Annotated in this window: 13 protein-coding genes and 1 pseudogene; 11 read left to right on the forward strand and 3 right to left on the reverse strand. The window is 43.0% G+C overall.

Annotation, left to right across the window (positions count from 1 at the left end):
- Positions 1–90: 90 nt before the first annotated feature.
- Together C5Z26_RS01265 and C5Z26_RS01270 are read right to left on the reverse strand one after the other, a co-directional pair.
- A complete protein-coding gene (locus C5Z26_RS01265; RefSeq protein WP_105448225.1) occupies positions 91–432 on the reverse strand; it encodes a type II toxin-antitoxin system YafQ family toxin in 342 nt (113 codons plus the stop codon).
- Complete coding sequence (locus C5Z26_RS01270; RefSeq protein ID WP_105448226.1) at positions 429–710, reverse strand: type II toxin-antitoxin system Phd/YefM family antitoxin; 282 nt, start codon at positions 708–710, stop codon at positions 429–431. The genes C5Z26_RS01265 and C5Z26_RS01270 overlap by 4 nt, the downstream gene beginning before the upstream one ends.
- An 80-nt stretch (positions 711–790) precedes the next feature.
- Between C5Z26_RS01270 and C5Z26_RS01275 the strand changes: the two are divergent.
- The 9 genes and pseudogenes from C5Z26_RS01275 to C5Z26_RS01315 all read left to right on the forward strand — a co-directional run.
- A pseudogene (locus C5Z26_RS01275) lies at positions 791–976 on the forward strand (hypothetical protein); the annotation flags it as partial.
- A 205-nt stretch (positions 977–1,181) separates the two neighbouring features.
- A complete protein-coding gene (locus tag C5Z26_RS01280) occupies positions 1,182–2,252 on the forward strand; it encodes a hypothetical protein (RefSeq protein WP_105448227.1) in 1,071 nt (356 codons plus the stop codon).
- Positions 2,253–2,436: 184 nt separating this feature from the next.
- Complete coding sequence (locus tag C5Z26_RS01285; protein ID WP_105448228.1) at positions 2,437–4,428, forward strand: ABC transporter ATP-binding protein/permease; 1,992 nt, start codon at positions 2,437–2,439, stop codon at positions 4,426–4,428.
- A gap of 226 nt (positions 4,429–4,654) precedes the next feature.
- Positions 4,655–5,398, forward strand: coding sequence for an ABC transporter ATP-binding protein (locus C5Z26_RS01290; protein ID WP_105448229.1), 744 nt, complete (start codon positions 4,655–4,657; stop codon positions 5,396–5,398).
- On the forward strand, positions 5,376–6,542 hold the full coding sequence (locus C5Z26_RS01295) for an ABC transporter permease (protein WP_105448230.1): 1,167 nt from the start codon (positions 5,376–5,378) through the stop codon (positions 6,540–6,542). Before C5Z26_RS01290 ends, C5Z26_RS01295 begins: the two co-directional genes overlap by 23 nt.
- A gap of 64 nt (positions 6,543–6,606) precedes the next feature.
- Positions 6,607–7,260 carry a TetR/AcrR family transcriptional regulator gene (locus C5Z26_RS01300; RefSeq protein ID WP_105448231.1) on the forward strand — a complete coding sequence of 218 codons (654 nt, stop codon included), beginning with the start codon at positions 6,607–6,609 and terminating at the stop codon, positions 7,258–7,260.
- A gap of 103 nt (positions 7,261–7,363) precedes the next feature.
- Positions 7,364–7,606 (forward strand): type II toxin-antitoxin system RelB/DinJ family antitoxin, encoded by a 243-nt coding sequence (locus C5Z26_RS01305; protein ID WP_105448232.1) that lies wholly within the window; start codon positions 7,364–7,366, stop codon positions 7,604–7,606.
- Positions 7,607–7,896: 290 nt separating this feature from the next.
- Positions 7,897–8,832, forward strand: a complete 936-nt coding sequence (locus tag C5Z26_RS01310; RefSeq protein WP_105448233.1) for a DMT family transporter — start codon at positions 7,897–7,899, stop codon at positions 8,830–8,832.
- 39 nt (positions 8,833–8,871) lie between these two features.
- Entirely contained in the window at positions 8,872–9,051 is a 180-nt protein-coding gene (locus tag C5Z26_RS01315; protein WP_158682778.1) for an ATP-binding protein, read from the forward strand.
- A gap of 99 nt (positions 9,052–9,150) precedes the next feature.
- Here C5Z26_RS01315 and C5Z26_RS01320 read toward each other — a convergent pair whose 3' ends face one another.
- Positions 9,151–10,605 carry an aminotransferase-like domain-containing protein gene (locus tag C5Z26_RS01320; RefSeq protein WP_105448235.1) on the reverse strand — a complete coding sequence of 485 codons (1,455 nt, stop codon included), beginning with the start codon at positions 10,603–10,605 and terminating at the stop codon, positions 9,151–9,153.
- A 155-nt stretch (positions 10,606–10,760) separates the two neighbouring features.
- Here C5Z26_RS01320 and C5Z26_RS01325 point away from each other — a divergent pair, with 155 nt between their 5' ends.
- Together C5Z26_RS01325 and C5Z26_RS01330 are read left to right on the forward strand one after the other, a co-directional pair.
- Positions 10,761–11,372 carry a LysE/ArgO family amino acid transporter gene (locus C5Z26_RS01325; RefSeq protein ID WP_370447976.1) on the forward strand — a complete coding sequence of 204 codons (612 nt, stop codon included), beginning with the start codon at positions 10,761–10,763 and terminating at the stop codon, positions 11,370–11,372.
- Between the two features lie 67 nt (positions 11,373–11,439).
- Positions 11,440–12,561, forward strand: coding sequence for an aminotransferase (locus tag C5Z26_RS01330; protein WP_105448236.1), 1,122 nt, complete (start codon positions 11,440–11,442; stop codon positions 12,559–12,561).
- The last annotated feature ends 54 nt before the right edge of the window (positions 12,562–12,615 follow it).

The following is a 12,615-nucleotide window of genomic DNA, read 5'->3' on the forward strand; positions in this document are numbered from 1 at the left end:
ATGGACGTACAATCAAGATTCGGTTGTACGTCCATTTTCACTTTTCAAAGGCTAGATATGTCACAGCCTTTTTATTTATTTGCCATTTTTTCAATAACTTTTAGAACGGTTTTGCCCAGGAAATAAACGATCGTGCGACCCTACGCGAATTCCGATTAAGACTAGTTCATTTTTATCAATCGTGTAAACAACCAGGACATTGTTAGTTTCATTTGGTGTTTTATTTTTCGGTGTATCGCGTAAATGAAATTCATTATATCCGCTCATTCGTCGATTAAGCTCATAATCTTCAAATTCTGGTGGTAATTGTTGTTGTTCAAGCAACAGGTCGATGGCTGTTCGAACTTCGTCAATAATAGTTTTGTCCAAACTGGCTAATCGCTTTAGGTCAGCATTAAAAGTGGCACGTGGTTTAAATCTTAGTTTTTTCATGCTTTAAACTGACCCCAATAATCATCATTTGATTCTACACTTTCATCATCAGGCAAAACATGCCGTTTAATTAATTGATCACGCGCAATTGCATATTCTAATGAACCTTCCTTCGCTTTTAATGCTCTTTCTAGCCAGTCCATTTTTTCTTGCGAAACGATGGCCACTGCCCGACTATTTGAACGTGCAATATAAACGGTCTCGTCTTCGTCATTAACTTGATCTAAATATTTTTTTAAGTTAGCGCGGAAATCACTTTGTGTTAGTGCCAATGTCATCGTACCACCCTCTCTTTGTACCTAATGTTGTACCTTAATTTGTACTGAAAGGCAAAAAATCTTTTTGAAGGGCTAAAACTATGCAACAAGTTGTCTTACCAATCAAAGATTCAAATGTTCTTAAAGAGGTACAAAATACTTTACTTAATAATTTTAAAGCTAGCCGCCGTAACGATACGATTCTTCAAGTTGGGAAAGCTACGCTACTAGGAGTCAGTGACGTTATGTGTTTAAAACCAACAGATATCTTTAATGTTGAATCAAATTGACTTTGGCTAGGAGGTTTTCTTTATGGACTTAGATTTTGAAACAAACAAGTATGATCTTTTTGATGATTGACACCAAAACAAGAATTTACACAAGTGTTGGTCGCGTGCACAGAATGATTAATTCGATTGACAAACTAACGGCGCTTCCGTATAGTTGAACAACATCCGTTGACGGATATTAGAAAGTGATGGCACAATAATTGTGAATGATATTTTACATCAATATAAACTTAATCGGGCCATCGTCATCAGCTTATTAATCGGGCTATTGATTTTTGCCCAGTTGCCACTGATGACCTTAGCTAGTTGTGGAATTGCAGCAGCGATGATGATTCGCACTTGGTTAACGGCGTCGAAGCGGACAGTAAAAGTGGGACTAAGTGTCATTTACGGTGGGGTCATGGTCTTTCAGCTGACATTCAATGCGCTGGTCGTGTTTGCATTACGGGGCGTTAGTCCGCTCTATTATCCCACTAAATTAGTTGCGGTCGGCTTATTGCTATTGCCGCTAGTCGTCGAACGATTTATGATGGTGACGCAGCAAACTGAATTTTATTTACCAACTGCAGAAGATGTGACGGCGATTAGTTTTGCGGAATTACGCCGCAATCGAACCCGGATGCAGGCGACGTTAAAGCAGATGGCTGAAATGAAACAGCGGATTTCGGTGGCACATTTAAAAACGGTCATTACTGATTTGCCACGCCATCGGGCCGCAACTTATATTAATCATGGCACTTTGACAGCCGCTTATTTTACGGCCGCCCAGGCAACACTTGCGGACCAAAATATTTATTTAGTCGTTTCGAATACTGGCAGCCCGGCCAGTGAAATCATTTCATCGTTTACGCAAAAGCAATATAACCATGTGTCACTGGCTTTTGACCGGGAGTTAACGACCATTATTAGTTATAATGGTGGTGATAATGTCTATCCACCAGGGATGAACGCTGAAAACTTGGCGTTCTTTCATCAAAAAGCGGATGCTTCGGTTCTGGTCTATCGGCTACCGGTCACCACGGCGGCCAAGCAATTCATGATTGATAAAATTACTGAAATTAACCGTGAGGGGAGTGCGTATAATCTAGTCGGGCTCGTTGCCAAGCACTCCTTTCGCCCCAATATCATGTTTTGTTCGCAATTCGTCTATACGATGTTGAAGTTAGCTGGTGTCACTTATTTTGATAAAGCGGCGGGAGCAGTTCGGCCAACTGATTTCATTGAACTTGACTATTACAAGCAGTTGAAATTTGAATATGAAATCACATTTTAGGACCACTCAATAATGATGAATGGTGTGGCGCTTGACGTAATCCAAGCGCTTTTTTTGTGCACCGATTTTAGGGGTCTAATTAGGTAACTTTCGATACTAAAAGTTTGCGACCCGTCCTGGTTCATGGCAGTGCTAAGCTTTAAGTTGAGCTGAGATTGCATGCAGGGAAAAGTGGGGGTTTTAGATGAGTTACTTAGAATTACATGGGATTCATAAAGCTTATTATATTGGCAAGCAAGCTTATCCCGTCTTGAATGGGATTGATTTAAAATTTAACTTAGGTGAATTTGTGACCATCTTAGGTGAGTCTGGTGGGGGTAAATCAACCTTAATGAACATTATTGGCGGTTTGGATCGTGATTTTGACGGCGAACTGCGGTTACAAGGTCAACTTTTAGACCATCGTCATGATCGCCAACTAGATCAGTATCGGCGCGCCACAGTGGGCTATATCTATCAGGCTTATAACTTAATCAGTCACCTAACCGTGTTAGATAATGTGATGTTGTCGCTGGATATGACTCGGTTAAAACATGCGGAACGGTTAGCACGTGCGCGTGATTTATTGACTCAGGTAGGCTTACAAGATCAGTTAAAGAAATATCCACAACAACTGTCAGGTGGGCAAAAACAACGGGTCGCTATTGCCCGGGCCTTGGCAAGTGAGCCACAACTTATTATTGCGGATGAACCGACTGGGGCCTTAGACGCGCAAAATACGCAAGAAGTATTGGCGATTTTACAAAAAATTGCGGCGAGTGGGTGCTTAGTGATTTGCGTCACCCATTCGACGACTGTTGCCCAAGCTGGGACCCGGATGGTTCAGTTAACAGGCGGTAAAATTGTCGCAGATACGGCGTTGAAAACAGCATTGCCGCCCGTTAAGTCCCAGCCACGGTTAACGGCTCGAAACTTACCATGGCGCGTCTCATTGGCGACGGCATTTAAACATTTCCGCCATACGTTAAGTTGGAACTCATTAATTGTTTTAGGAACGGCGATTGGATTGTTTGCGGTCTTGTTGTTTGCCGGTTTAGGAAATGGGCTTAAAGGCTACATCAACCATCAAATTAATTCATTAGTTGATCCCCAATCCATTACAGTCATGCGGTATGTTAATAGTGCTAAGGACCAAGAAGAACAGTTTGCTGCCCAAGCCGACCCACAAGCGGCCGGGAGTATTGCAACACACATGCCGACATTTTCAGCGGCTCAATTACAACAGTTGCGTGATTTATCGCAGGTGGTGAAGCTGGAGCCTGGGATTGCGGCAAGTAATGCTATGATTAAGATTGCCGGCACTAGTTATTCGGCCCCCCAATTAACAACGTGGACCAGTGCTGATCAAACGGCTAATTTAAAAGCCGGTCATGTCGCCGGAAATAATCAGATTGTGGTTGATAAGAGCACCATTGCACAAAAATGGTCGGCTAAAAATTGGCGGCAGTTAATTGGTAAACCGGTGATGGTTAGTTATCAAGCAACTAATGCGCAAGGCCGTCCCGTCACGGTGCAACGTCAATTGACGGTAGCTGGCATTGCAGATAGTACCGCTGGTGCCGGTTTAAACGCTGTTAATTATGCGACGATGCAAGCAATGCGTGCGCAAGCTAATGTCAATCAGCAACCGACTTTTGTCACCGTTAGAATTACGCGACGGCAACAAAATGAAGCTGTTGTGAACGCTATTAATCGGTTAAAGGTGAATGGTAAGCCCCAATTTGCCGCAACCAGTATTGCCGCAGCCCTAGATACGGTTAATACCTATGTAACGTTAGCAACGACCATCTTAGCGGCTATTGCGGGCATTTCATTATTGGTTTCGATTTTGATGATTGTTGTAACAATGTTTATGTCTGTCAGTGCGCGTATGAAAGAAATTGGAATTTTGCGGGCATTAGGTGAGAGTCGCCGGGATATTCGGCGGTTGTTTACGGGCGAAGCGTTAATGATTGGCGGGTTTAGCGCTGTGTTAGCCACCGGACTTGCGTATGGTGTTGGTGCCGGTCTCAACCATATCTTATATCGGATTGCTGGTTATCAGTTCATTCAGATTCACCCGATTGATGTGGGGCTAATCGTCGTGATTGCCTTAGTGATTGCCTGGTTAGCGGCCATCTTGCCAGCACGACGGGCAGCTAATTTGAATCCTATTACTGCATTAGCAGCAGAATAAGTTTTTGAAAAGTGTGGTCATTTGTGAGCATTAACCTGAAATCGGCGGTCATTCTGTTTTTTGAATGACCGCCGATTTTTGGTTAAACGGCCCGAATTGACTTTTCGGTCATACATTTTTTGGAAAAAAGTTGACACTCACATCGAAATGGGTATAATTGGCTTTGTTAATGAGTGACTAATTACTCACTAGTTAAAAATAGGCTAGCTTTAAAGGAGTGTGTCGGATGACTAAAGAAATTATTAAAGTAAGTGAGTTACAACAAGGCTATGGTAAGACCGTGATTATTAAAGACATCAATTTATCTTTGAAAAATGGCGATATTTTAGGCCTAATCGGGCCTAGTGGTGCCGGTAAGACCACCTTGGTTAAGACCATTATGGGCATGTTAAAGCCGAAGCAAGGTAGGGTTACTTTATTGGACACCCCCATGCCTAACCGAAAAATGTTAGCAAAAATCGGTTATATGGCGCAAAGTGATGCACTATATGCAGACTTATCAGCACGTGAAAATTTAATCTTTTTTGGTGAAATGCAGGGCATGCGACCAGCTGAACTCAAAAAACGGATTCTTTATGCCGCTAAAATTGTGAATTTAATCCCACAATTAGATCGCCGAGTTGAGGATTATTCGGGTGGAATGAAGCGCCGTTTGTCACTCGCAATTGCTTTGTTGGCGGATCCGCCAATTCTAATTCTGGATGAACCGACCGTTGGCATTGATCCTGAGCTTCGGCAACAAATTTGGCGGGAATTACATCGGATTGCGAATTCAGGCAAGACCATCTTATTAACGACTCATGTGATGGAAGATGCTGAACAGTCCACGCAATTAATGATGATTCGCGGTGGTGAAGCAATTGCACAAGGCACGCCAGCTGACTTAATCAAACAGTATCAAGTGTCGACAGTCGAGGAAGTATTCTTACAAGCGGGGAGAGATCAAGATGCGCACAGCAGCAATGATTAAACGCGTTTTCCGTGAAATGTCACGGGACAAACGAACAATTGCATTAATGTTTATTGCACCATTATTTATTTTGTCGTTAGTTTACTTTTTATTTCAAAGTAATGCGACAACGACGGCATCGCTAGCAACTCGAAATGTCGATCGCACCTTAGTTTCAGCTGTTAAAGGGAAGCATATTAAGATTCATCAGGTGACGACTAAAAAGTCCACAAAGGCGCTCATTCGTACTCATAATTATGATGCACTGATGACTCAAACGGGGGACAAGTTAACGATTACGTTGGCTAATGATGACCAAACTAAAGCGGCCTTGGTTAAACAAAGTTTACAAGCGGCGCAAATTAAATTGAAAACTAAAGCGGCGGCAACGACGATTAAAACGCAAGCCGTTGCAATGAAAAAGTTACAACTCGCTTTAGCCACGGCAACTAAAACTGCAGGCGTCAGCACACCAGCTACGCAGACTAGTCACGCGACGAAAAGGGTTAAAGGGACGACGTCGTATCATCCGACCTATCATTATCTTTATGGAAGTAAGGATTCAACTTTCTTTGATACGCTCTTGCCGATTATGATGGGGTTTGTTGTCTTCTTCTTTGTTTTCCTAATTTCTGGGATTGCGCTATTACGCGAACGGACGACGGGGACTTTGTATCGGTTATTAGCAACCCCCATTAAACGTGGTGAAATTTTAGCGGGGTATTTAATTGGTTATGGCACCTTTGCATTAATTCAAACGTTACTAGTTGTCCTTTTTACGATGGGAGCCTTTAAAATCCAGATTCTAGGGAGTATTTGGACCGTCTTGTTGATTAATGTCATGTTAGCGTTAGTGGCGTTGACTTTAGGGCTCTTAGTGTCTAGTTTTGCGGCTAGTGAGTTCCAAATGGTTCAATTTATTCCAATTGTTGCGATTCCACAGATCTTCTTTGCTGGCATTATTCCGATTAGTTCCTTACCCGATTGGTTACAACCGGTTACTTATATCATGCCGCTGTACTATGGGGCTTCTAGTATGAGTGCGGTCGTGATTAAAGGGGCTAAGTTAATGGATGTGTTACCAAATCTTGGTATTCTAGCCGTGTTTAGTGCGGTGTTCTTAGGTTTGAATTTATTAGTAATGCGACGTTACCGGCAAGTTTAATAAAAATTAAGACTGTAGTATGATTATTAAAGTGTATTCTTAAGCCTAAACGGAGGACCAAATAATGCAAGTTAATAATTTTGAAGTGTTATTCGAACAGACGTTGCAAGCATCAACGCTATCTGAAAAACAACAAGCTGTTCTGCGGGCCAGTCTAGCCTTGTTTGCTGAACAAGGGTTTGATAAGACCAGTACCGGCGAAATTGCTAAACAGGCGGGGGTTTCGGAGGGGACAGTTTTTAAACAATTTAAAACCAAAAAAGGTATTCTGGAAGCCTTAATGCAACCCTTTGTCGCTAAAATTATTCCGTTGGCGATTACAGAGTTTATAACCGAAATTGATAGTAATCAATTTAATGATTTTCGCCAATTTTTAACGTATGTGAGTCGTGATCGAATGGATTTTGCCTTAGCTAATCAAAAACAAGTTAAGATTTTTGTCCAAGAAATGATTCGTGATCCGAAAATTATTCAAACCATGGCAGCCAGATTACAACAATTATTGACTGGTGATCTTGGACAATTATTTAATAAGTTTCAAGCAAGTGGGCAACTTGTTGACTGGCCGTTGCCACGAATTGGTCGCTACATTGCCAGTACGATTGCAAGCTATATTGCGCCGCAGTTGCTAGGAACGTCAACTGATTTTGATACTGAACAAGCCAGTCAAGAGGCAGCTGAATTTTTGGTCCGGGGGTTAACGCCAGTTAAAGGTTAATCACTTTTGGCGCAGGTAGACTAATATTAAAATTATAGTCCTGTTGCTTAAAAGAATATAGATTTTTAGGTTGCCACACTGTTCAGAGAAGGAGCGTGGGCGTATGGATAAAAAGGTCACGATTGAGTTAGATCAAGCCACTGTACATGAACTTGAAGCTGTTTTCAAAGTGCAAGGTTTAACGTTGGAACAAGGTTTTCAGCTTTTTATAACAGCAACCATTGCAACTGGACGACTACCATTTCGAATTGAAAAACCAACGGAACGGCTTAAAGCAGCTTTAGCCAGCACCAACTATGTTGCGTATAGCAACGCTAAAGATGGATTAAAAGCGCTCTTGGGATAAGCTGAACTTTGATTTTAACTTTATTGAACAAAAGCTTGGATAAAAAGCAATTGCTTTTTCGTCATTAAGGCTGTTAATGACTGCTAAAATCAGAAATTCGATAAAAATTAGCTTGGTAGCGTCATCAGCGGAATTTGAAAATTTAAAAAACGATTAGTTGAAATGCCAGTCGAGGAGCATGCTTTTCATTTCCGAACGATGTATTGTACAATACTGCTAGCAATAAATTCAGCAACGTGGGAGCGTCTAAACATGGCAGTTAAATTTTTAAATAGGTTTCAGGTGACACGATGTTAGCGATCATGATTGGGATTGCGATTGGAATCGGATTGCCAATTCAGACCAGTATTAATTCACGTTTACGGCAATCAGTCGGTTCACCATTTTTAGCGTCGTTAATTTCCTTTGCGATTGGCACCATGTTTTTAGGAATCATCACTTTAGGTGTCGATCATTCAATCTGGTTCGCCAATGAATTATTCGTCAGTCAGCCATGGTGGCTATGGCTGGGAGGCCTGTTTGGGGTGGTTTATCTCACAGGAAATATTTTGTTATTTCCTAAACTAGGTAGCGTTCAGACCGTCATTATGCCTGTCTGTGGTCAAATTTTGATGGGATTATTAATTGATAACTTTGGCTGGTTCTATTCCGGGGTGACTCCTCTAACGAGTGTGCGCCTATTAGGAGCTGCTTGTGTTTTGTTAGGGGTTGTGATTACGGTGGCAGTTAGTCAATGGCTGACGACCCGCCACCAACCACGGACTAGTCAAGCTGGTGGTGGTTTTTGGTTTTGGCGATTATTAGGGGTTGGTGCCGGGATGCTTAGTGCCACCCAAACGGCAGTTAATGGACATTTAGGGCAAGTCTTGAATTCTGGCTTAAAAGCAGCGTTGGTTTCATTTTTGTTTGGGACGATTGCGCTAGTGTTGATCAATCTGGTCTTACGTCCTACCTTAACCTTAAGTCGGCCCACTAAGCGGGCTAATCCATGGTGGATGTGGATTGGTGGGATGATTGGGGCACTATATGTGCTCGGCAACGTGTATCTTGTCCCCATGGTTGGCACGGGCTTAGCCGTAGTCATTGTGTTGGTCGGCTTGATTACAGGGAGTTTGCTCATTGATCAGTTTGGTTGGTTAGGGGCTAAGCGGCAACCAATTACCGTCATGCAAGTGCTCGGTTTAGTTGTGATGATTGGCGGCGTAGTGTTAATTCGGCTGTTTTAGGGTGAATAACAGTTCGTTAACTATTGGCTGATGAAGCGTTTGGCACAAGAGCCAGACGCTTTTTTTACGGCTTCAAGTAGCCGTACCAATCCAGAATCTAGCGGGCTTGGCTTATATTTATCCAAGCAATTGGTGGTGGCAATGGCTGGGACCCTGACAGCAAAGTTACCGCTGGCTGGCGGATTTGGAATTCAATTGACGTTATCGCGGCCGATATAATGCCAGTTGTATTAACCAAATGAGTGATAAAAAGGATTTAGTTTCAGCGCTCAAACGTTGAAGCTAAATCCTTTTTGTAATAGCCAATTAATCAGTACTTTAGACCGGAAAGTGTTGTTCAATCAATTGGGTCAGAATTTGAATGCCGCGTTCAAAGCGTTCGGTAGTTTCAAAGGAAAAACTTAAGCGAATCGATTGATTGGGCTGAAAGTCGTAAATATTGCCCGGATTAAAGAGGACATTGTGAGCGGTGGCAAGGTCGAGTAGCTTGGGAATATTGATGCGATCTGCCAAGTGGACCCACAAATAAAAACCACCAGTCGGTGCTTGCCATGTTGCAATTCCATTGTCCCAATAACGATGCAGAATGGCTTGCGCCGCGCTGGCTTTTTGCGCTAGGACGGCGCGGAAGTTTGCTTGGTAAGTCTCATAATCCGGATTAGCTAGAATTTCAGCGAGGACGAGTTGTGATAAGGAACTCGCCCCGTAATCTGTTTGCATCCGGACGTCGGTTAAGCGATCAATGACTGGTTGACTAGCTACCGTCCATCCCAGTCGTAACCCGGGTGCCAGTGACTTGGAAATACTGCCAAAATAAATAACGTTACCTGTCGTATCCATGGCTTTTAACGGCTGTGGCGGTTGGTGGTCAAACCAAACATCTTGATAAGCAGCATCTTCCAAAATTGGTATTTGGTGGTCTTGGGCAAACGTCAAAACTTGTTGACGGCGTTCAGCACTCATGACAATGCCAGTGGGGTTATTAAAAGTTGGAATGGTATACATAATGGCCTGGGAACCGTTACTTGGTGGGGTTAATTGCCAGTAAGCCATCCCTTGACTATCCATCGGTACGCCTGATAGTTGCGTATGGGCCGACTGAAAGACTTGCAGTGATTTAACATAGGTTGGCGCTTCCGTGTAGATGGTCGCATTCTTAGGAAATAAGGATAGTGAAACTAATTGTAGCGCCTGTAACGATCCCGAGGTAATCAGAATGTTGGCAGGGTGTGTCTGAATACCAACTTTAGCGAGGTGCCGTGCAATTTGGATCCGCAAGGCCAAAATCCCAGCAGGTTCTGTATAATTTAAGCTAGTTAAGTGCCGGCCTAGATGGTCAAACGCTTTTTGAAATAGCGCGCGTGGGAATTGGTCGGGTGCCGGTTCACCGGTGCTGAGACGGATGATATCATCCGTCTCAAATTGATTGATTTTTTGGAGCGCATGCGTATTAGGCTTGAATTGGCCAGCTTTGACGTATTGTGTCCAATCGACATGTTCAGCCAATAAGCTCGACCAATGGTTTCCAGAAACAGCCATCCCGGACCCAGGATTACTGGTAATTAGACCGACTGCGATTAAGTCGTCGAGTGCGGTAATCAGGGTACTACGATTAACGCCAAATTGGGCCGCAAGTTGACGTTGGGCCGGTAATTTAGCGCCCACGGGCCAGTCACCATTGGCAATCCGTTGTTGGAAAAAGGCTGTAATTTGCTGATAAATTGGGGTCGTGACCGTTTTGTCAGGCTGCCAGTTAATTTTGATTGGGGTCATGTTAATTAAGAACCTCCTTAAATGGTTGGGAATAAAATTAAGAATTGGTTGGGGACAAAGCTCATTAGGTCTATTATAATCATCTCATGAATTAAAGCCAATTAAGCTAAAGCGCAATTTTGGCTTTCTTAATTGGTTGGATTGGGGATGGAAATTTGTTACAAGTGTTTTTACAAGGCCTCCTGTTTGGAATTGTCTACATTGCACCGATTGGGATGCAGAATTTATTTGTGGTTTCAACGGCCATTGAACAGCCACGGAAACGAGCTTTTCAAGTAGCACTAATCGTGATTGCGTTTGACACGTCACTTTCGTTAGCTTGTTTTTATGGTGTCGGTAAATTATTGCAGACGACCCCGTGGTTGGCGTTAGCGGTGTTATTAGTTGGTAGTTTACTGGTCTTTTACATTGGCTGGGGATTAGTCAGAAAAAAAACAGTCGCGATGGGGACAATGACGACGAGCTTCTCGTACAAGGCAACGATTATAACGGCTTTTTCCGTTGCTTGGTTAAATCCGCAAGCTTTAATTGATGGCTCTGTTTTATTAGGGGCTTTTCGAGTTTCGTTGACCGGAAACTCAGCGCATGCCTTTATGGTGGGCGTCATCTTGGCATCAATGACGTGGTTCTTCGGGCTGACTGGCTTAATTAGTCAGTTTAAGCATTTAATGCAACCAAAAGTCTTATTATGGGTTAATCGCGTATGCGGGATTGTCATTATGTTATATGGGGTCAAATTAATGGTGACCTTCATCACTAAAATATAGTTGCAGCCAACTGAAACAATCGGTATGCTAGTCGTATTGGATTTTTCAGGAGAGGAACGATGAGTAGATGAAAATTGCTGGTTTTGGGGTTGAGTCTTGGTTAAATCAATATGAAAAGCAGGCGACGACTGATATTAGTCAAAGTTCAATTGCCGCTTTATCAATGGCGGAACTCGTCGCTTTGGATGGGCATCAAGGCAAACAATTTTATGCCCAACTCAATCAAACGCGTTTAGATTATGGTTGGATTGAAGGTTCACCAGCCTTTAAACAGCTCGTTAGTGACCTGTACACGCAGGTGCCAGCAGCAAACATCCTGCAAACAAATGGCGCCACGGGTGCGAATCAGTTGGCAATTTATAGTTTGATCGAACCCGGCGATCATGTGATTGCCTTGTATCCGAGCTATCAACAATTATATGATATGCCAAAGTCATTAGGGGCGACCGTTGATTATTGGCACATTCATGAGGACCAGCAGTGGTTACCAGATATTGCGGAATTAAAACAGTTGATCCGACCAGAAACCAAAATGATTTTGTTAAATAATGCGGTTAATCCAACGGGGAGTTTGTTGGATGCCACTTTATTAAAGCAAGTGGTGGCGTTAGCGCGTGAAGTGGGGGCTTATGTCTTAGCTGATGAAGTTTATGAACCCTTGGATGACACGCCATTCACCTCAATTGCTGATCTTTACGAAAAAGGGATTGCCGTGAATAGTTTATCGAAAACTTATTCGGCGCCTGGGATTCGAACGGGCTGGACGGCGACGCAATCAACTGAGTTGACCGAGCTATTTCGCAAGTATCGTGACTATACAATGATTTGTGGTGGGGTTCTCAATGATCAGGTGGCAGTGCTGATTTTACAACATCGCGCTGAAATTTTACAACGAAATCGAGAAATTGTGACCCGTAATTTAGCTCTTTTAACGACTTGGGTCGCACAAGAACCGCGGGTAACGTTGATTGCCCCACAGGCCATCTCAGTTTCTTGTATTAAGTTGATCATTCCGATTGATGATGAAACTTTTTGTCGCGAACTTTTGACTGAGACGGGGGTCTTGCTGGTCCCAGGGTCCCGCTTTGATTGGCCAGGCCATGCCCGCTTGGGTTATTGTACTGATACCCAAACGTTACAGACCGGATTGACTAAATTGAGTCAATTTTTACGGCGCTACGATAAATAAAATTAATAGTTATTCAATTTGAAAGCATATTTTCCGGTTTGAGAACCGTGAAAA

Source organism: Lactobacillus sp. CBA3606 (assembly GCF_002970935.1).
Classification (GTDB): domain Bacteria; phylum Bacillota; class Bacilli; order Lactobacillales; family Lactobacillaceae; genus Lactiplantibacillus.